Origin of the sequence: Chitinophaga eiseniae, from assembly GCF_900167135.1 — a bacterium.
Lineage (GTDB): Bacteria > Bacteroidota > Bacteroidia > Chitinophagales > Chitinophagaceae > Chitinophaga > Chitinophaga eiseniae.
This window is the reverse complement of sequence record NZ_FUWZ01000001.1, coordinates 179,897-200,887: the sequence shown is the minus strand read 5'-3', so window position 1 is coordinate 200,887 and position 20,991 is coordinate 179,897. Positions and strand designations below refer to the sequence as shown.

Annotated in this window: 12 protein-coding genes; 8 read left to right on the top strand and 4 right to left on the bottom strand. The window is 50.8% G+C overall.

The annotated features are described in order from the left end of the window. Positions 1-18: 18 nt before the first annotated feature. Both B5D63_RS00740 and B5D63_RS00735 read right to left on the bottom strand, forming a co-directional pair. Positions 19-3,420 carry a SusC/RagA family TonB-linked outer membrane protein gene (locus B5D63_RS00740; protein WP_200816885.1) on the bottom strand — a complete coding sequence of 1,134 codons (3,402 nt, stop codon included), beginning with the start codon at positions 3,418-3,420 and terminating at the stop codon, positions 19-21. Positions 3,421-3,677: 257 nt separating this feature from the next. Beyond that, positions 3,678-4,724 (bottom strand): FecR family protein, encoded by a 1,047-nt coding sequence (locus B5D63_RS00735; protein WP_159455844.1) that lies wholly within the window; start codon positions 4,722-4,724, stop codon positions 3,678-3,680. Between the two features lie 161 nt (positions 4,725-4,885). Here B5D63_RS00735 and B5D63_RS34880 point away from each other — a divergent pair, with 161 nt between their 5' ends. Then, entirely contained in the window at positions 4,886-5,059 is a 174-nt protein-coding gene (locus B5D63_RS34880) for a hypothetical protein (protein ID WP_159455843.1), read from the top strand. Positions 5,060-5,270: 211 nt separating this feature from the next. Next, entirely contained in the window at positions 5,271-5,831 is a 561-nt protein-coding gene (locus tag B5D63_RS00730; RefSeq protein ID WP_078666876.1) for an RNA polymerase sigma-70 factor, read from the top strand. A 138-nt stretch (positions 5,832-5,969) separates the two neighbouring features. On the opposite strand, the gene B5D63_RS00725 is transcribed toward B5D63_RS00730, so the two are convergent. Continuing rightward, the gene (locus tag B5D63_RS00725; RefSeq protein ID WP_078668483.1) at positions 5,970-7,538 is read right to left on the bottom strand and encodes a RagB/SusD family nutrient uptake outer membrane protein; all 1,569 of its coding nucleotides are present in this window, start codon (positions 7,536-7,538) and stop codon (positions 5,970-5,972) included. Between the two features lie 28 nt (positions 7,539-7,566). Beyond that, positions 7,567-10,725 carry a SusC/RagA family TonB-linked outer membrane protein gene (locus B5D63_RS00720; RefSeq protein WP_078666875.1) on the bottom strand — a complete coding sequence of 1,053 codons (3,159 nt, stop codon included), beginning with the start codon at positions 10,723-10,725 and terminating at the stop codon, positions 7,567-7,569. A 1,036-nt stretch (positions 10,726-11,761) separates the two neighbouring features. Here B5D63_RS00720 and B5D63_RS00710 point away from each other — a divergent pair. The 6 genes from B5D63_RS00710 (at position 11,762) to B5D63_RS00685 (ending at position 20,974) form a co-directional block, all read left to right on the top strand. Further along, the gene (locus tag B5D63_RS00710) at positions 11,762-12,400 is read left to right on the top strand and encodes an RNA polymerase sigma-70 factor (protein ID WP_159455842.1); all 639 of its coding nucleotides are present in this window, start codon (positions 11,762-11,764) and stop codon (positions 12,398-12,400) included. Between the two features lie 115 nt (positions 12,401-12,515). Beyond that, a complete protein-coding gene (locus tag B5D63_RS00705; protein WP_078666872.1) occupies positions 12,516-13,493 on the top strand; it encodes a FecR family protein in 978 nt (325 codons plus the stop codon). 183 nt (positions 13,494-13,676) lie between these two features. Beyond that, on the top strand, positions 13,677-17,267 hold the full coding sequence (locus tag B5D63_RS00700) for a SusC/RagA family TonB-linked outer membrane protein (protein ID WP_078666871.1): 3,591 nt from the start codon (positions 13,677-13,679) through the stop codon (positions 17,265-17,267). A gap of 21 nt (positions 17,268-17,288) precedes the next feature. Further along, positions 17,289-18,746 (top strand): RagB/SusD family nutrient uptake outer membrane protein, encoded by a 1,458-nt coding sequence (locus B5D63_RS00695; RefSeq protein WP_078666870.1) that lies wholly within the window; start codon positions 17,289-17,291, stop codon positions 18,744-18,746. A 21-nt stretch (positions 18,747-18,767) separates the two neighbouring features. Beyond that, entirely contained in the window at positions 18,768-19,622 is an 855-nt protein-coding gene (locus B5D63_RS00690) for a zinc-binding metallopeptidase (protein ID WP_078666869.1), read from the top strand. A gap of 38 nt (positions 19,623-19,660) precedes the next feature. Continuing rightward, positions 19,661-20,974, top strand: coding sequence for a DUF4302 domain-containing protein (locus B5D63_RS00685; protein WP_159455841.1), 1,314 nt, complete (start codon positions 19,661-19,663; stop codon positions 20,972-20,974). Positions 20,975-20,991: the final 17 nt, after the last annotated feature.

The window sequence follows — 20,991 nt, the reverse complement described above, 5'->3', positions numbered from 1 at the left end:
TGCACTTTTTTGCTTTAATTAAAAGTTCAGGTTCAATCCGCACGAATACGTTTTCTGGTAAGGATATACCGACCCGTCCAGGCCTTCCGGATCAATATTGGCTTTCAGGTGGGAGATGGTGAAGATGTTTTCCGCCGCTACGTAGATGCGTAAACGGTTGATCTTCGCTCTTCCGGTGAGAGACTTCGGCAGGGTGTACCCCAGCGTTACGTTCTTCAGACGGGTGTAGGCTGCATTCTGCAGATACCTTGTCTGTGGCGCACCCAGTTCGGTAGCATCTTCCGCGATATAGGATTTCAGGCGGGGGAAGTAGCCATTGGGTGTTTCCGGTGTCCATCTGTCCATATTATGCACTTGTACGTTTGTCCACGGCTGCGCATATACGCCCCAGAAGTAGTGGTTGCCGGCGCCCGGATACCAGTCTCTTTTACCGATACCCTGTATCAGCGCACGGAAGTCAAATCCTTTATAGGAAGCTGTCAGATCGATGCTGTAAGGCAGGCGGGGAGCGCTGTTACCGATGATCCTGCGATCGCCGGGGTTGGAAACGGTGTTGTCACCATAATCGATCACACCGTCGCCGTTGAGGTCCCTGAATTTCAGGTCGCCTACGTAGAACAGGTACTGCTGGTCGTCTGAACCTACTTTCGCCTGGTTCGGGTGTGACTTCAGTTCTTCTGCATTCTGGAAGAAACCCTCTGTTTCCAGTCCCCAGATATCGCCGATTTCCTGACCGTTATAATAGTTCCGCCTGGTGATATCGCCGTTGTCATAGTTGGCGAGGGTACCTGTGGGGTTGGTGTAACGGGTAATGAAAGAGCGGCTGTCGGCCAGGAGGAGTTTTACGCCGTAACTGAAATCGTCGCTGCCGATTTTAAACTGATCGCGCCAGAACAGGGTCATTTCCCACCCTTTGGTTTTCAGGTCAGCGGAGTTGGTCCTTGGAGCGTCTGCACCGAAAACGGCCGGCAGTTCCTGGCTTTTGGCGAACATACCGTTGGTATAGCGTACATAGCGGTCATAGCTGAACGATAATTTTTCTTTCAGCACAGAAATGTCGATACCGCCGTTGATCGTCTTAACCGTCTGCCAGGTATAGGTAGCGGTTACCGGAGCCGGAGAGAATACGCCGATTGGTATTTGCCCGTTGAGGACGGAGTTGATGTTATTGGTTTTCATCCGCTCCATATAACCGTAGGCGTCCCACTGCTGATCTCCCAGGGAACCATAGGAGCCACGGAGTTTCAACACATCGATACCTAAGCGGTCTTTAACACCACGGAAGAAATTTTCTTTAGACACCACCCAGGCGAGGGAGCCGGAAGGGAAAAAGCCCCAGCGGTGGTCGGTGCGGAAGCGGGAGGAGCCGTCGTTACGGCCGTTTACTTCCACAATATATTTATCATCGAAGATATAGTTCAGGCGGTAGTAAATACCTCTTACAGCCCAGTCTTCAATTTGCTGGGCCTGGGTAATATTACCGGTGGCCAGCTGGGAAGTAGGATACTGGGTGCTGATCAGGTCCAGCCTTTTTACGTTGAACTTATCAAAGAAATGATATTCCTGGTTAAATCCAAGCAGCGCCCCTACATAGTGTTTTTTGTTGAAGGTTTTATGGAAGTCGGTATAGATGTTATACACGTTATACTTCACGGCCTGGCTAAGATTGGAGGCAGATGATTTGTTGCCGTTGGTATACAGGAACGGCTGGTCCGGACCGGTGCGGTAGGCTACCGGCAGCACGTAGGTGTTACCGGTCTGGTTGCCTCTGCGGAAGGTCGCATCGCCTTTCAGGGTCCACATGTCTTTGATGATGCCCACTTCCGCGTTGAGGGTGGTCATGAACTCACTCCAGGTGTCTTTGGAGCGGCCGCCGCTTTGCAGGTTGCCCAGCAGGGCGGCACCGTCGGAAGTCCAGGTACCGTCCGGGTTACGTGGCACGCTGAGTGCCGGCGTACGGTTGGAGTTGTGGAAAAACAGGTAATCCATGGTGCTGGACGGCTGCGCGTACGTGGTATTGGTGTACATGGTGTTGCTACCTATTTTAACACGGTCATTAAACGTGTAGGTGGCTTTGGCGCGCAGATTATAACGATCGTATTTGTCCGGATTATAACGCAGCATACCATCCTGTGAATAGTAATCGGCAGAGAAATAGTAGTTCAGTTTCTCATCGCCGCGGGAAATGCTGACGTTGGCGTTGTATGCGGGAGCTGATTTCTGGTATACCTCATGCAGCCAGTCGGTGCTACCGTAGTAGCTCCACTTGTTTTTATCGGTCGGGTTGACAATAACGTTAGGCAGGGAAGGATCGTTTTTCAGTCTTTGTGCGTAAGCCCTTTCAGCAGCGGGATACAGATCGTACAGCGGGGTGGCTGCATCGTGTTTGTATTCCATGGTGGTCAGCGGATCGGTCACAATTTTAGGTACCAGTCCGAGGGTACGTACTGCGTAGTTGGTGTTGGCGTTGATGATGAGGCGGCCGTCTTTACCGGATTTGGTGGTAATAAGCACTACGCCGAAGGCGGCACGGGCGCCATAGATAGCGGCGGAAGCAGCATCTTTCAGAACGGTGATGCTTTCCACGTCGGCAGGGTTAAGGCGGGACACCTCCTCGCTGGTGAAGGGGATGTTATCCACCAGGATAAACGGATCGCCGCCGTTGATGGAGGTTACACCGCGGATATTGAATTTGGAAGCGGAAGATACGCGACCGTTATCGTTGGTGATATTCAGGTTAGGCAGCAGGCCCTGTAAACCGTTATTGATATTGGCGATAGGACGGCTCTCCAGTTCCTTGCCGGAAATGGCGTCTACCGCGCCGCTGAGGTTCACTCTTTTCTGTTTGCCATAACCTACCACCACCACCTCGTTCAGGCCGCTGGAATTGGCTTTCAGGGCTATATTGAAGGAAGCGCCGTTATGGGCTTTCATTTGTTGCGGCTCGTACCCTACATACGAGAATTCGATAATGGCATTTTCGGGGACTTCCATCTTAAACCGGCCTTCGGCGTCTGTTTTAGCACCGGAGGTAGTACCTTTTACCAGTACGGTCACCCCTATCAGCGGGTTGCCCGCTTCGTCAGTGATACGGCCTTTGATGGGAACGTTTTGCACCGTTTCACCGGCTTCCAGGATCACGATCAGATTGTCTTTCATGATCTTATATCCCAGCGAGGTACCTTCCAGTGCCTTGTCCAGGATGTCCCGCACGGGAGCATCTTTCATGGCAATAGAGATCTTCCGGTCGGGGATGCTGGCATTTTTATACACAAAAGTGTAGTCGCTTTTCTGCCCGATCACATTCAGGAGCTTTCCAATGTTAATATTGTTATAATTAACAGTAAGCCGCTCCTGGGAAAAACCATGTGCGCTAAGCTGTAAAAACCCTGCACAGAGCAATACGGAGGTTAGTTTCATACGCATTAACAGTTTCCTCATATTCCGCCGGGGAATATCAGAAGGCCACCAAAAGCTTTTTTTCATAAATTTGTTTCGTTAGGTTAAAGAATTAGCCATTACCGGATTCTTTCGAATCGGTTTAAATTGTTTAGCCAGCATTTTTAAAAGGGGAATGTTGCCGCATTTCCCTTTTTTGCTGCCTGCAAAAAAATATTATCTGATAACTATGTCATAGCTGATGCCGCACCCGGCATCTTAATTTCCTGATACGTTTTTTACCATATATAGATGACATTTTCTTTTGTGTTCACTTCGTAGTGAAAGCCTGACATCAGTTGCAGTGCCTGCAACACATCTTCGATGCCCTGTTTCCGGAAAGCGCCTGTAAATACTTCGTTTTTGTAGCGGTCATTTTTAAACCGCAGTGTTACATTGTACCATCGCTCCAGATCGTGCGACAGCTGCTCAAAGGTGACGTTATCAAAATCGAACCGGTCGTTGATCCAGGCGGTGGTTGGTTTCTCCGCTTCCGGACTGTCTGCCGTACCAGTATTGATATTCTTTATTGGTGTAATGCTAAAGTTGGCTTTTTTATGGTGCTGTAACGGCTGGTTTTTATGATTGGCGATGACCAGTTTCTGATCAGGCTGCAGCTGTACCACTTTCTGGTTGTTGCCGTTTTCAGGGAAGCTTACTTCCACTTTGCCGCTCAGCAGTGTGGTTTCTACCGTGGCATCCTCTGTATAGGCTTTTACGTTAAATACAGTCCCTAATACCCGGATATTGACGGCCCCCGTCCGGATAATAAACGGGTGTGCCGGATCATGTTTTACATCAAAATAAGCCTCTCCTGTAAGGCCCACTTCTCTTTCCCCGTTGAGAAAGCGGGTAGCGTCGTATTGCAGGCGGCTGCAGGCATTGAGTACTACCGAGGTACCGTCCGGCAGTACCACGCTGGTTTTGGACCCGGTTTTGGTAACTACTTCATTGCGGAAAGCCTGCCTGTCGGGCGATGCAGGCCACAAGGCCCATACGCTCAACAGCACCGCTACCATGGCGGCCACGCCAGCCATCACTTTCCACGGCGCCATTTTTCTGACAACGGCAGTATCCTGTGACTGCTGCAGGAACAGGTTCATGCGGTCCAGCCCTTCACTGGCCAGCCGGCTTTCTTCCTCCGACGTAAAGCCGTTGGCGGGGTTGACAGCCTGAATATCTTCCACAATGGTAAAGGCATATTGAAGTTCCGGAAACTGCATCAGCAGTATTTCCAGCTCTTTCAATTCCTCCATGGTGGCCTCGCCGGATATCTTCCTGGCCATCAAAGTATTTATCCGGTTACGCTCGATCATTTATTTTTTATTCCCTGTTTACCATAAGGTCGAAAAGAAAAATAAAAACCCCCAAAGCGTTTTTAACATTTTTTTGAGATCAACCGGATAATTTTTTTAATAATATATTTGTAAAGGTTAACCCGTCTCTTATGGAGAACAAACTGTACAGGTATATCCTTGTCCTTGAAATATCCGTTTTTGGTCTCCCCTGGCTGGCAAACAACCTTGGCGCCACCACGCTGCCGGCGGCGACCGCCCGGCAGATCGCTGCTCATTACGAAACCATCACCCTGCCTTTTTGGATGGCTGTATCAGCTGGATGAGCTACCGAATATGATCCACCGCGACTACCCCCATGGCAGCGTCATCGATATGTTCGTTTCTCCGGCCGCCGGATAATACGAGCGCAGATACCATCGGTTTTCGCCAAAAAAGCATCAACGCAAAAAAAAATTACCGGATAAATTATTTTGTTAACTTTAGCGTAATCTGCGTTATCTATTATTGCAACCAATATCAGTGGCTTAAAAAGGGATGGATCAGTGTATTATCAATGAACTATTCAAAAACATCACAGCGAACAATGACCAGACAGCCTTCAAAGCTTTCTACAATCATTTTTTTATAAAACTGCTGCGTTTTTCCTTTTCGCTCACCCGTTCCAAAGAGGTGGCGGAAGAAATCACGAACGATGTTTTTATGCATTGCTGGCAAAAAAGGCAATCACTGACGGACATAAAAAATCCGCAGGTGTACCTCTTTGTCGTTGCCAAAAACAAAGCCATTGATCATATGCGCAAACAATCTGCTTCCCGGCAGGTGGCCATTGCCGAAGAAGATAAACTGGAAATCTCTTTTGACAGCGACCCCGAACAACTGATGATCTCCGCGGAAATGATCCGCAAAATGGAACATACCATCGAACAGCTTCCCCCTAAATGTAAAATGGTGTACATCCTCGTAAAACAATACGGGCTGCGTTATAAAGAGGTAGCTACCGTATTGAACCTCTCCGTTAAAACAGTGGAAAACCAGCTGGCTATTGCCATGAAAAGACTGACCACCGCTGTGAACTTCACCCTGGAAAAAATTTGAGGATTTTTTGATTTTCGGATTTCATACTTCGGTAAAAAGCGAAGACCGAAGCGGTTTTAAGCGCTCCGGTCTTCCGTGTAATCATCCGCAAAAAAATCAAAAAATCAAAAATCCGAAAATCCGAAAATCCAAAATTGACTAGTATCCTTCGTTCTGTGGTTTCAGGTTCGGGTTGTTCTTCATCTCAAATACAGGCAACGGATACAACAGGTGTTTTTTAGCCAGTGTAGCGTTGTTGGCTTTGTTGACGTGACCAATGAAATCATCGAAACCATTTGTGTCTTCGTTGTATACTTTACGCAGGCGCACCATATCAAACCAAACTACGCCCTCGTAGCAGAGCTCGTGCCAGCGTTCGCGCCATACGGTTTGTTCAAATTCAGCCTGGCCCAGACCGGCTTTTGCAGGCAGACCGGCACGAACACGGACAGCATTCAATGCCGTATAGGCCATAGCGTTAGCAGATCCATCTGCGCGGTTCTGTGCTTCTGCGTATGTCAGCAGTACTTCTGCATAACGTATCAGCGTCAGGTTCAGGTTACTGATACCGGTACCGGGCTTGCCGGGAGCGCCGTGGCAGATGGCATCAAAGAACTTGTAGATATATGGCGTACCCAGTTTGATGGTATCGCCGTTGCCTTTGAAGAAGTAATAATTGTAGAAGAACTGTTGCTGATCAGGGCGTTTGTCTGTCGGTTCAAACTTCTTATAGGAATTATAGAAAGAGAGCGACGGCACGTAGGTTCCCTGGCCGCTGCCTTTCGCGGAAATATCCGGCTGCGCGTTGTTCGGCAGCATCGTCGTTTGCACCGGGTTTTCTGCCACACCGCTCAGGTATTGCACCTGGAACAACAGCTCCAGCTTGTTGTTGGAGCCTACGCTGTGCAGGTCGTTGTAGCTGGTGAACAAGCCGATTTCAGAAGGGTTCGCGTTGGCATAGTCAATCACCTCCTTCGCTTTGTCGGCAGCCAGTTTATAGTACGCCTGACCTTTGCTGAGCGGGAAACCGGCCATGGTCAGGTATACTTTGGCCAGCAGGGCTTTAATAGCTGCCGTGCTGGCGCGGCCGGTGTTGTCTTTCCAGGGGAGGCCGGCAGCTTCCGCTTTTTGGAGGTCGTCCACGATGGCTTTATACACCTCTTCCGTGCTGGTGCGGCTGGGAGCAAAGTCCGTTGAGGCGGGTGTCTGTGATTTTAAGACCAAAGGCACATCACCCCACAATCTTACTGCATAGAAATAAGACCAGGCGCGAAGGAAGTAAGCTTCGCCCATTACTTTTTTGCGTGCTGCTTCGTCCATGGGGTTGATCTTCGGCACATTGTCCAGCACGAGGTTTGCCTGGGCAATTTCGCGGTAGATACCTTTCCACCAGTTACCGATCTGGAGGTTGTCGCCATCATACACCAGCCCCAGGAGGTTGTTCAGATCGGAGTTCTGGGCGGTTTTGGTGATGACGGTGCCTGTAGCTGCATCGAGGAACGCGTAGTTATTGGTGAAGATGCCGGCGCCTTCTCCCACGAAACGTAAACGGGCATAGGCTGCAAAGATAGCCGCGTCCGCATGTTCAGGTAAAGTAAAGTAGCTGTCCGGGCTGAGGTTGGAAGGGTCCGTTTCTTCGAGGAACTTTTTACAACCGCTGCCCGCACCTATCAGCATAGCGCCGCAGAGCGCCAGCTGTATCGTTTTACGAATGATATTTCTCTTCATGATAAAGTCTTTTTGAATACTGAACAAATTAGAACGCCACGTTTAACCCCAGTTGATAAGTAGTAGGTTTGGGATAGTCGAAGAACGTCTGTCCCTGTGCGAAAGAGTCGCCATAGGTGCTTACTTCCGGATCGTTGCCGCTGTATTTCGTCCAAACGAAGAAGTTTTGTGCGGAAGCCCAGATACGCAGGCGGCTCAGGTGTATTCTCTGCAGCGCTTCAGGTTTGAAAGTATATCCCAGCAGCAGGTTTTTGCCACGGAGGAAAGAACCGTCTTCTACCCAGCGGGTGTCTACGTTGGTCACATAACCCGCGGCTACCGGACGGGGCGCAGCGATCGGAGTGTTCTGATGCTGTGGTGTCCAGTAGTCCAGTACGGAGCGGAAGCTGTTGGCGATGCTGATACGGTCTTCACCGGAGTGGTGGGCCATGTTCAGCACGTCGGCGCCGTAGGAGTACTGCAGTTCCAGGGTGAGGTCGAAGTTTTTATATTTGAAGCTGTTGATAAAACCGCCCCATCCTTTCGGGTTACCGTTACCAATGATCATACGGTCGGCATCATTGATGATGTGATCGCCGTTCACGTCGCGGTATTTGATATCGCCGGGCAGCATGGTGCCACCGCCGCGATAGCTCTGGAATTTAGCGGCTTCTGCTCTTTCCGCTTCGCTCCAGGTACCTTCACGCACCAGTCCCCAGAAGGAACCAACGGGTTCACCTATACGCAGGATATTGGTCTGGTTGGTGAAGTTGGGGCCGCCCACACCGAAGATATCTGCCGGCGTGGCGAGGGACAGGATTTTATTACGGTTGAAGGAGATATTGAAGATGGTGTTCCAGGTGAAGTCTTTACCGTTGATCACCAGTGCGTTCAGCGCCAGTTCCAGGCCTTTGTTCTCCATGGAGCCGATGTTTTTGCGGATAGTGGTGTAGCCGCTGGTGGAAGGTACCGGCGCATCGAGCAACATGTCTGTTGTTTTACGGTAGTATATGTCTGCTTCGAGGTTGATCCGGTTGTTAAACAGTCCTATTTCCGCGCCGAAGTCGGCCTGTGCTGTCTTTTCCCATTTCAGGTCGGGGTTGGCGAGCCTGTTGGTACCGATGCCCTGTACTTTAGCGCCGTTGATCACGGCAGCGTAGGTGCTGTTGGCGGCGAGGGTGGCGAGTGACTGGTACGGCGGAATTTCGGAGTTGCCGGTTACGCCGTAGCTGGTACGCAGTTTCAGGTTGGACAGGAGGTGGTTGCCTTTCAGCCACGGTTCTTCAGACACTCTCCAGGCCAGTGCGGCGGAGGGGAAAGTGGCGTATTTGTTGGAAGGACCGAAGCGGGAAGATCCGTCTCTGCGCGCGGTAAGCGTCAGCAGGTAGCGTTCTTTGTAGGCGTAGTTCAACCTGGTGAAGTAGGAGAAGAATGAAAACCGGGTACGGTTAGAACCTACGCCGCTGGCGGGGATCACAGATCCTGCGCCGAGGTTGTTGTTCTCAAAATAATCCGTGGAATAGTTTTCGCCCCTTGCATTGATGGTGAAATAGTTGTTTTCAGAAGCGCCCATACCAACCATGCCGGTAAAGGAGTGGTCAGTACCAAAACGTTTATTATAGGTCAGGTAGTTTTCAAAAGACCAGAAGGATTCACGGTCATTGGCAACAATGGCGATACCTTTCTGAGAAGCGGAAATATCCAGCAGGGAGCGGCCATTCCATTCGTTACGGCCACGGGTGACGATGTTGGCACCGAGGGTGCTGCGCAGCTCGAGGCCTTTCGCCAGGGTGAGGTTGGCGTAGGCGTTACCGAGGGTCGTCTGCGTGTTCAGGATATACTTCCTGTCTGTCAGGATCTGTACCGGGTTGGAACCGCCTTCTGCGCCGGGATACATTTTGTTGTTGGTCCAGGTGCCGTCTGCCAGTTTCAGGGGCAGGAAGGGCAACGCTTCGGTGATCATACGTACGGAGTTGAGGCCGCCGGTACCGATGTCTACCAGGTTTTCCTCCTGGTTATTATAGCTCAGTGAGCCCCCTACTTTCAGCCATTCTTTGATTTTTGTGTCGATGGTGAAGCGGGCAGAATAACGTTTCAGGTAAGAATTCAGCAGCAGGCCGTTGTCATCGAGGTAACCGAGATAGAGGCCGTACTGGGTATCGGGGTTGCCGCCGGAGAAGCCCAGCTGATGGTTCTGGGTGAGTTTATGCTGGATAGATTCTTTGAACCAGTCGGTATCATAGAGCGGATTACCGTCTTTATCGAAGAAGCGGGAATCTTTTCTTTTTAAGGCAGGGTTGCTGGCTGCATAGTTGCCATTGTCCCAGCCGGCTTTATCGTAGATCTGTGCGTTCTGCCATCCCAGCATTTCCAGGTCGAGGTATTCTTTAGCATTGAGCATTTTCACGCGGTTCGGGGCGGGTGTGTTGAGGCCGAAGTAGTTATCGTATGTAACGCGGCCACCGGTGGCGGAACCTTTTTTGGTGGTGACCAGTACTACGCCGTTGGCGCCTCTTGCACCGTAGATCGCAGTGGAAGATGCGTCTTTCAGTACTTCGATAGATTCGATGTCATTCGGATTGATATAGTCAATCGCGTTGGAGTTCTGGGTTTGGTTACCCATGGGCAGCGCTACTCCGTCTACCACATACAGCGGGTTGCTGGTGGTGTTGATAGAGCTGAAGCCACGGATACGCACCCTTGTCTGGCCACCGGGGCGGCCGGAGTTGGTGCTTACCTGTACGCCGGGCATACGGCCGCTGAGGGCCTGGTTAACCGAAGGCGCCGGGCGTTCCTGCAGGGCGCCGGCTCTCACGGAGGCTACTGCCCCGGTTACGTCCGATCTTTTCTGTGTGCCGTAACCGATCACCACCACGTCTTGCAGTGATTTTACGTCGGTAGCCAGTGCTACGTTCAGGGTGGTGCCGTTGCCCACCAGTTTTTCAGTGGGAGTATAGCCAACGAAGGTAAATATGAGCGTACTGTTATTGCCGGGTACGGTGAGGGAGTAGCTACCGTCGGGACCGGACTGGGTGCCGGTGCTGGTGCCTTTTACCTGTACTGTCACGCCCGGAAGCGGCGTGTTGTCCCGTGCATCAAACACCTTACCGGTGATCTTCTTCTCCTGGGAGAAGGCCAGCAGCGACAGCAGTAGCAGGATGCCGCTCTGCAAGCTGGTCCGTACCAGGAAGGTCAGTTTTTTCTTCATACATGTTTGTTTTTTGGTTAATAAAGGTTCAATGCTGATGAGTTTATGCTAAAACGATTTTGCAAAAGAAGTCTGATAACCTTTCCGGATCATTTTTGGAAAGGAAACAGTTTTTGAAAACAATAAAAGGCAGGCGGCAGTCGCTGCCGGTATGACACAGGTTGCAGACAACCGGATAACAATCCCAAAACGCAGGTTCGGCGGACTGTTGACCAGATACAAGAAAGTTATGCGTCTTCCCGATACAACGCCCGGGCTGGTTGATCAGTGCTGTCATGAAGGAGAGATTCCTTCTGACGCCTGCAGACAATCTTCCGTACTGGTGGATGCTGCCACAGGGGTATTGTATTTCACGACCCCTGATACCTGGAAAATGTGCACGGAAAAAGCCGTTCGATAGCGGTCATAGGAGCGTTGACATTACCTGCTCCCCCCGCTTTCCGGAAAGTAACAGCATTGAACGTGGTACCATGGTGGAATTTTCAAATGCCTTTTGATTTCGTGCTAAAACGATTTTGTTTAATGATCGATCATTCCCCTGATGTGCAAAAAACAATTGGTTTAATAATGTGATAAATACCTGTTTGCACTGCCAGACGAGGCAGTTACCCGAATCAAAAAAATATGGTTTACAACCCTAACGTGAAATGCGGTGGAGCTGAATCGATTTAGTACTCCAACCTGCTACTAGATTTTCATTACAGTGCTACCATTACAAGTGAATAATTTTTTTAGATTTAGACCTGAGCTGACTTTATTATCCACGTACTTTTTTGGCTTTTTCACAGCAGCTCCGAACATAAAAATATAACTATTTCCAGATAACTAAAACGTTTTTGCAATTTTTTTTATCGCCGGCAACTGGTTGATGATAAATTACCCGCGATCTGCCAAAAGATCAGGAAAAAACGAAATAACCCATAAAAATCAGCCATCTTCCGCCCACTGCTATCCTATTTCTTTCTTGCACATTCGCCTAATTCGTATTTTTTTTTATACCTTATACCCTGATACCTGGAAAAGAGTAGGAAAACTAATGGTGAGAACCAGCGATATTGCCCAATTGAGCGAGGCTGCATTGATCAGGGAAATTCATGCAAAAAACAGGCAGGCCTTTACCTATGTATATGAGCGTCACTTCCGGGAACTGGTGATGGCGGCTTACCGCTACTGCAAAGACGCAGGCATCGCACAGGAACTGGTACAGGAAGTGTTCATCAGAATATGGGAAAATCCTGCACTGCTGGATGAGAACGGTGCCCTCCGCGCCTACCTGTACAAGGCGGTTATCAACCATGCGCTTAACTATCTGAAGCGGGAGAAGAATATTGCGCGCCACCACTCCGTTATCGCCGAATCACTGACAGACAGCTACCTGCATAACCTGCAGGAAGAACAGGAACTGAAACTGCGTATCTACCAGGAAATAGAAAAACTACCGAAACAATGTGCGAAAGTATTTAAGATGAGCCGCTTCGATGGCCTTAAATACCGGGAGATAGCCGCACAGCTGCAGATCTCCGAAAAAACAGTGGAAAACCACATCCTCCACGCCCTCAAAACCCTCCGCGAAAATCTCTTTTACCGCCAGGACAATTCCCGCGATTATACCGCCCATCTCCGCATGCTGCCACTATTCCTCTCCCTCGCAGGTGAACTGCTGATACAGCGCTAAACCCTCCTTTTTACCACTCAAACATATTAAACAAAAAATAATGTAAAAATTTTTACTTCGCCACTGGGGGTATCGCCCTTCGTGAATTGTAACAATACACAAAGGCCGCTGTCCAATGGAAAAAGAAACAATTAACTGGCTCCAACTGGTAAAATACCTGAACAATCCGCAGGATACTGCTCTTGAGCAGGAAGTGCGGCAATGGACCGCCGCTTCCCCGGAGAACGAAGCCGCCTTCCTGCAGGTACAACAACTATGGCAACTGTCACCAGACCTGAAAATACTGGAACAGCTGGACACCGCCGCCGCCATTGCCCGCCTCCAGGACGCCCTGCCGGAAGAAGAAATCATTCACCAACTACCTGCACGCCGCTACCGCTGGTTCCGCGTAGCCGCCATCGCCATCCCTGTCATGGCCGCCGCCTCATGGTGGCTCTACCACAGCGCCGGCACCATCTCCTACAGGGAGAAAGCAACACTGGCCGCCATCGACTCCCTGCTACTGCCCGACCAGTCACGCATCTATCTCGATACAAACAGCCGGATACGCTATCCGGAGAGCATGCGAAAAAACAGAACGGTCATTATGGAACAAGGCACCGCCTTCTTTAATGTGGCCAGCCAAACCGCCACTCCTTTCATCGTGAAAATCGGCCGCTCCAGTATCACCGTACTGGGCACCGCTTTTAATATCCGGATGGAAGAACAGCGCATAGGCGTTACCGTCAAAACAGGCAAAATAAAATTTGCCTCCGGACATACCAACGCCACAGAAACCATCCTGTCAGCCGGCGAAGGCATCCGGTTTGACCCGGCCACCGGCGACGTGGAACAATTTAATGCCATCAACAGCAATGCCGACGCCTGGATCACCCATGAACTCGTCTTCGTGGATGCACCACTGTCCGAAGTATGCAAAAAAGTAGAAGCACTCTATCAGGTAAAGATCAACCTCCAGGGTAAAATCCCTGTGAAAAAACTGAATGCAACGTTTAAAAACAATAAGCTGGAAGAAGTATTGGAGGTGCTGCAAGCTACCTACCCTATCACGGTAGTGCACCGCAACCGGGAAATTACGATCACCGGCAGGTAACAACTGCCGCATCAGGCCTTTCTCCGTTGTTTAGCAACCCAATGTGTCAACTGAAATCATCATCGCAATTTCTGCCAACCCGGAAATGCAACTAACATGACTGCAGGCTATGTACCGCTCCCATCGGGGGCCTATGGGCCATGTCCTGCTCCGGACCCGTTTAACCTATAATAATTATACACGATGTTTGAAATCCTTTACAAAAAAAAGCGACCAAAATCGAAGCTACTCCTGGCCCTATTGACAGTGGCATGCCTGGAAAACCAGGCCGCCCCGCTTACCAATGAGCAAAACAGAGAGAAACTGGAAGTCATCCTCGGAAGGATGGAGAAAAAATACAACGTCGTATTTGTGTATGATGCCGCGGTCATCAACAAGAATATGAACGTGGAACTGGATCCCGATAAAGTATCGATGCAGCAGGCGCTTAATCTGCTAGAGAGCAAAGGCATAGCCTACAAGGTGATCGGCGACAAAATCGTGCTCACACGCCCCGCCGAAAAAGCTGTGCCACAACAGGAAGTCATCACCGTGAAAGGACGCGCCGGTACCCGCGCAGAAAACGGTGATGCTTCCTTTGTGCCCGGCATCAGCATCGTGGAAAAAGGCACCGGCAACGGTATCGCTACCGACGGCAAAGGGGAATTCACCATTCGCGTAAAACCCGGCGCCATCCTCGTTATCAGCATGGTAGGGTTCAAAACGCAGGAAGTGAAAGCTACCGCCGATAAACCGATCATCGTTACGCTGGAAGAAAATGTGACGAATCTTAACCAGGTGGTCGTGACCGGTTATCAGACCATCGACCGTAAACTCTTCACCGGTTCGGCTGCCACCCTCAAAGCCAACGACGTGAAACGCGACGGTATCACTGACGTCAGCCGCATGCTGGAAGGCCGCGTAGCCGGCGTTTCCATCCAAAACGTGTCCGGCACCTTCGGCGCCGCTCCCAAAATCCGCGTCCGCGGCGCTACCTCCATCACCGGCGACAACAAACCGCTCTGGGTAGTAGATGGCATCGTACTCGAAGATGTGGTAAACGTCTCCAACGAACAACTCTCCACCGGCGACCCTACCACCCTGCTGGGATCTTCCGTGGCCGGCCTCAACCCCGACGACATCGAAAGCTTCCAGATCCTTAAAGATGCCGCCGCTACCGCCATGTATGGCGCCCGCGCTATGAACGGCGTGGTAGTCATCACCACCAAAAAAGGCCGCGTAGGCAAACCCCTCATCTCCTATACCGGTAATTTCTCTACCTATATCAAACCAACGTACAAGGATTTTAATATCATGAACTCGGCCGACCAGATGTCTGTCTACAAATCCATGGAAAGCCGGGGCTTCCTCCAGTACGGCGATCTGGCCACCAGACAGGATGGCGGCGTATTCACCAAACTGGCGGAAAACATCAACAACAGAACAGTTTACAATGACGAGAAATCCAGGAATGAATTCCTCAAAAGATATGCACTGACCAATACCGACTGGTTCGATGTATTGTTCCGCAACTCCCTCCTGCAGGAGCACTCCCTCAGTATCTCCTCCGGCACGGAAAAATCACAACTCTACTTCTCCACCAGCTTCCTCAATGATAACGGCTGGACCATCGGCGACCGCGTAAAACGCTTCACCGGCAACGCCCGCGCCAACTTCAATATCACGCCACGGCTCAACGTAGGCCTCATCACCCAGGGTTCTATCAGGGACCAACGCGCACCCGGCAGCATCGGAAGGGTCAGCAACCCCGTGGAAGGAAAGTTTGACCGTGACTTCGATATCAACCCCTTCAGCTACGCCCTCAATACCAGCCGCACCCTCACCGCCTACGACGAACAAGGCAACCTGGAATTCTTCCGGCGCAACTATGCTCCGTTCAATATCATCAATGAACTGAACAACAATACGCTCGACCTCACCATGGTAGATATCAAACTGCAGGGTGAAGCCGGCTACAAAATCACCCCCACCCTGAAGTACTCTTTCCTCGGCGCCCTGCGTTATGCCAAAACCAACCGGGAACATAAAGTGAGAGAGAACTCCAACATGGCGATGGCTTATCGCGCTGCTGACAACGCCACCGTTATAGAAAACAACAAATTCCTCTACCGCAACCCGGACGATCCGGAAGCGTACCCGGAAGTAATACTGCCCTATGGCGGCTTCTACAACACCAACGATGACTACCTGGTCAGCTACAACATCCGCAACGCGCTCGAGTGGAATAAAACCTATAATAACACCCACATCTTCGTGGCCTATGCCTCACAGGAATTAAGATATGCCAACCGCCAGAACAAATTCTCCAACGGTTACGGCTACCAGTTCGACAAAGGCGGCGTGCCCTATGTAGATCCGCGCATCATCAAACAGGCGGTAGAAAGCGGCTTCGATTTCTATGGCATGCAGAACTACTACGACCGCTTCCTCGCCTATATGGCCAATGGCGCGTATTCCTATAAAGGCAAATACAACCTCAACGGTACCATCCGCTACGACGGCTCCAACCTGCTCGGCAAATCCCGCAATGCCCGCTGGCTGCCCACCTGGAACATCAGCGGGTCCTGGAACGTGGACACAGAAGATTTTATGAAACAGGCACAAAACATCAACCGCCTCACCCTTCGCGCTACCTATGGCCTCACCGCCAGCCTGCAGGGCAAAGCCACCAACTCCAGCCTGATCACCCGCAGTGGCAAAACATACCGCCCCTACCTGCCTGAAATCGAATCCGTGATCAATATCACTGACCTCGAAAACTCAGAGCTCACCTGGGAAAAACAATACGAAACCAACGTAGGCATCGACCTCGGTATGTTTAAAGACCGCCTCACCATCACCATCGACGGCTATAAACGTAACGGCTTCGACCTGATCAGCCCTATCCGCACCTCCGGTATCGGCGGACAGTTCATCAAAAACGCCAACTATGCCGACATGAAATCCCACGGGGTGGAACTGACCGTAGGCGGCACTATCATCCGGCAAAAAAACTGGCAGTGGAAAACACAACTCACCGCCGCCTATAACGAAAACGAAATCACAAACCTGAAAACCAATCCCAATATCTGGGACCTCATCGGACCCGATGGCGGCCCTATGCTGGGAAGCCCATACCGGGGCCTCTACTCAATTGACCTGCAGGAACTGTCCTCCCTCGATGGCACCCCCGTATTCGTCAATGAAAAAGGAGAGAAAGTAAATGAAGTCAACCTCCAGAGCGATGCCATCAACTTCCTGAAGTACAACGGACCCATTGATCCGAAAGTAACCGGCGGCCTCTACAACTCCGTACGCTTCAAAGACTTCAGCTTCTCCGCCCTGTTTACCTTCAGCGCCGGAAACGTGATCCGTCTCAACCCGGCCTTCCAGCAACGGTACACCGATCTCACCGCCATGCCGAAAGAGTTCCTCGACCGCTGGATGATGACCGGTGATGAAAAGAAAACAGATATCCCGGCACTGTCAGACCTACGGGTAATCAACAGGCTAAGCGGCACAACACCCTATTATACCTATAACTATTCTTCTACACGTGTTGCTGACGGAGGTTTCATCCGCCTCAAACAGGTATCGCTGAGTTACAACCTGCCGCTGAGATATACCTCCGCGATCGGCCTCAACAATGCCTCCCTGAGCCTGGTGGCCAACAACCCCTGGCTGATCTATGCCGATCCCAAACTGAAAGGTCAGGACCCTGAGTTCTTCCAGTCCGGCGGCGTAGCACTACCCGTCCCCAAACAATACACCCTGTCTGTCAAAGTTGGTTTTTAACCTGAATGAAAAGTTTTGGATATGAAAAGAAATCTCGTATATATATCAGCGTTAGCGATCATGACCGTTGCGCCAGGCTGTAAAAAATACCTGGAACAACTGCCCGATCAGCGTACAGAAGTTAACACGCCCGCCAAGGTGGCCGAACTCCTCACCTCCGCCTATCCCCGGGCCAACTATATTCCGTTCCTCGAAGCCATGTCGGACAACGCCAACGACAAAGGCACCGACGACAATACCCGCGTCAACCGCCAGCCCTGGTTCTGGGAGGTATCTTCCGACAGAGAACAGGACACGCCCGACTACTACTGGCAAAATGCTTATGCCGCCATCGCCGCTGCCAACCAGGCGCTGGAAGTGATAGAAAAAGCCTCCGACAAAGCCGCCTACAGCGCCTCCAAAGGCGAGGCCCTGCTCTGCCGTGCATACGCACATTTTATGCTGGTCACCATCTTCTCCAAATCCTACGATCCGGCCACCGCGGCCAAAGATCCCGGTATTCCCTACGTGACCAAACCGGAAAACGTCGTCGTGGCGAAATATGAAAGAAAAACAGTAGCATACGTATACGAACAGATCGAAAAAGATCTCACCGAAGGATTGCCGCTGATCAACGACAACTCCTACGCCAACGCACCGTCTTATCACTTCACCACAACCGCTGCGCACGCTTTCGCCAGCCGTTTCTACCTGTTCAAAAAGAACTACGCCAGAGTGGTGGAACATGCCAATCTCACTTTCCCCGCCGGCAGGGCCCTGCCCTACCTGCGCCCGGTAAACACTACCTATAGCAACATGGAAGAACTGGTGCTGCGGAAAGAATATACCCGCGCCACACAGAAAGCCAACCTGCTGCTCGCCGAAACACAGTCATGGTGGGCCAGAACGCTGAGGACCAACCGCTACGGTTGCGACCCCGTTCTCGGCGGCATGATCAACGGCCTGGACAATCCTACCGGCGCCAGGATGACTTATGCCGTATATTACCAACGGCCGGAAGACTACTTCATCCCCAAGTTCTATGAACTGTTTATCCGGGTAGACCAGAATGCCAATATCGGTAACGGTTGGGATATGATACCGCTGCTGACGGCAGAAGAAGTACTGTTCAACAGGGCAGAAGCCAATACCCAGCTGGGGAATTTCAATGAAGCGCTGGCCGATATCAACGATTTCCTCAGTCAGCGTATCAGCCGCTACAACCCGGCCAACCACAATCTCACCATCGATAAAGTCAGGAACTACTATGGCACCGTAGACACCCGCGATGCCATCATCAAAACCATCCTGCACTTTAAACGCATAGAGTTTATCCTGGAAGGCCTCCGCTGGTTCGATATCCTCCGCCATAAAATACCGGTGTTACACGCCTCCTTCGACGGTAAAACGAAAATGACACTGGGCGCCAACGACCCGCGCCGCATGGTACAGATACCGCAGGAAGCACAGCTGTCCGGACTGGAATTAAATCCACGATAAATACCACTCAAACTTGTATATATGAAACGTCAATATATCCTTCCCATACTGGTAGCAGGACTGATCACCATCCTGTCCGGCTGCAGCAAAAAAGAAGACCTGGACATCTCCAGCCTGTTCCCGGACAACTACCAGCAGCCTACTGCGCTCGACAATTGGCTCACCACCAACTACACCAAACCTTATAACATAGAGGTGAAATACAAATGGGACCCCTACGCGGTTTCCACCAGTAAGACCCTCGTGCCGGTAAAAGAACCACTGGTGATACCGGTCATGGACCTGATACATAAAACCTGGATAACGCCTTATATCAAAGAAGCCGGTCTGCCCTTCTTCCTGAAGTACAGCCCCAAACAAATGATACTGGTGGGTAGCCCGCAATACAACTCCAACGGGACCATCACGCTCGGGGAAGCCGAAGGCGGTAAAACAATACAGTTACTGCGTCTCAACGACTTCAACCAGAAGAACGAAGCATTTGTAAAATTCATGCTGCATACCATCCACCATGAATTTGCTCATATCCTGCACCAAACCATCTTCTACCCCAGGGAATACAAAGCCCTTACGCCCGGCGGCTACACCGGCACCTGGAACAATACTACCGACCAGGAAGCACTGGACCTCGGCTTCATCACTCCCTATGCCCGTGCCAAGGCAGATGAAGATTTTGTGGAGATGGTGTCTACCATGCTGACAGAAGGCAAAGACGGCTTTGAAAACATCGTCAACCAGTCCCAGACCACCGTGGGTAAAGAGATGCTGCACCGGAAAGCGGATATCGTCAGAAATTATTTTCAGAACAGCTGGAAAATAAATTTCGACAGCCTGCAGCTGAAAACATCTACTGCTATCGCAGAAGCGATCAGATAGTTTTTTTTATGAACAGGTTTTATAACTACAACGGATATATGAAAAAATATATAATCGCAGGCACGTTGTTATGCATACTCGCTGCATCATGCCGGAAAGACAATGACGGTTCCCTATTTGGCACCAAGCCGGAAGAACGGATGAACGCCACGCTCACCGCCTACAAACAACAACTCACCGGCGGGGCCAACGGCTGGAAAGCATACCTGTTCCCCGACGGCGGGATGGGCTTCGGCTTTTATTTCAAATTCGGGGAAAACAACCGGGTAAATATGCTGGGCGACCTGACACAAGCCACCGGCCAGGACCTGGCAGAAAGCTCCTATCGTATGGGAGCGCAGCAACGTCCCTCACTGGTCTTCGATACCTACAACTATCTCCATCTGCTGGCAGATCCGGACAGGAAAGTATTCGGCGGGCTGCCAGGCAAAGGCTATGATTCCGACTTCGAATTTGGCTACGACTCCACCCGTAACGATACCGTATTCCTTACCGGCAACGCCAAACAGAGCAAAATGGTGCTGGTGAGAGCCAGCGCTGCAGAAGAGACAGCCTATAAAGCAGGGGGGCTCAACAGCATCCGCGACGCCATCAGTAACTACGTGGCCGGCCATCCCAACCTGTATGCCACCACCGGCGACGGCAAAAAGGTACAAACCGTTATAAACCCCAGTGGCAGAAGCTTTTCACTGGTATATGAGCAAGACGGCGAGCTAAAAACAGAAACTAACAATCTCGCCTATACGCTAACAGGTTTCTTTACCAAAAAACCTTTTACGATCAACAACAACAGCTACCAGGAAGTATTCTTTGATGCCGCCCAACAGGTAATGTACCTGAAAAGCAATGGTAAGAACACCGGGCTGCAGACATCAAACAGCCCGCTTTTCGCCTTGCACCTGCTGTTAGGCGTTGGTTATGATCAGATCCAGACCTCCGACGCCACCCAGGGCGCCTTCTCTCCTGCTTACAAAGCACTGTGGACTGCCGCCAAAACCAGGATGCCCAATCTCGGATTCCCTAACCTGCAGCTGGCAGGCCTGGACATCCTCTTTGATACAGAATCAAAACTGATAGGCATACAGGTGAAAGTCACCCAAAACGCCAACACTTTCAGCGGCATGTACATCTTTGATTACGCCAAATCAAAAGACGGCGTGTTCAGCTTTACCATGCAGGACATCAAAGGAGAAATACCCACCATCATCTACCCCGCCATGAAACCGATCCTCGATAAACTGGCGATCGGGAAATACCGGGTAGACTATTTCTCTATGCCGGGCAACAGCCAGATGGCACAGCTGATCGGGGTAGACGATCCGACCTTCATCATGGGCGGTTCACTTAAATAATTCTTCATCTGCAATCC

Coding starts and splice junctions, on each gene's coding strand:
- B5D63_RS00740 (WP_200816885.1), bottom strand. CDS start 3,420: ATGAAACTAACCTCCGTATTGCTCTGTGCAGGGTTTTTACAGCTTAGC.
- B5D63_RS00735 (WP_159455844.1), bottom strand. CDS start 4,724: ATGGCCAGGAAGATATCCGGCGAGGCCACCATGGAGGAATTGAAAGAG.
- B5D63_RS34880 (WP_159455843.1), top strand. CDS start 4,886: ATGGAGAACAAACTGTACAGGTATATCCTTGTCCTTGAAATATCCGTT.
- B5D63_RS00730 (WP_078666876.1), top strand. CDS start 5,271: ATGGATCAGTGTATTATCAATGAACTATTCAAAAACATCACAGCGAAC.
- B5D63_RS00725 (WP_078668483.1), bottom strand. CDS start 7,538: ATGAAGAGAAATATCATTCGTAAAACGATACAGCTGGCGCTCTGCGGC.
- B5D63_RS00720 (WP_078666875.1), bottom strand. CDS start 10,725: ATGAAGAAAAAACTGACCTTCCTGGTACGGACCAGCTTGCAGAGCGGC.
- B5D63_RS00710 (WP_159455842.1), top strand. CDS start 11,762: ATGGTGAGAACCAGCGATATTGCCCAATTGAGCGAGGCTGCATTGATC.
- B5D63_RS00705 (WP_078666872.1), top strand. CDS start 12,516: ATGGAAAAAGAAACAATTAACTGGCTCCAACTGGTAAAATACCTGAAC.
- B5D63_RS00700 (WP_078666871.1), top strand. CDS start 13,677: ATGTTTGAAATCCTTTACAAAAAAAAGCGACCAAAATCGAAGCTACTC.
- B5D63_RS00695 (WP_078666870.1), top strand. CDS start 17,289: ATGAAAAGAAATCTCGTATATATATCAGCGTTAGCGATCATGACCGTT.
- B5D63_RS00690 (WP_078666869.1), top strand. CDS start 18,768: ATGAAACGTCAATATATCCTTCCCATACTGGTAGCAGGACTGATCACC.
- B5D63_RS00685 (WP_159455841.1), top strand. CDS start 19,661: ATGAAAAAATATATAATCGCAGGCACGTTGTTATGCATACTCGCTGCA.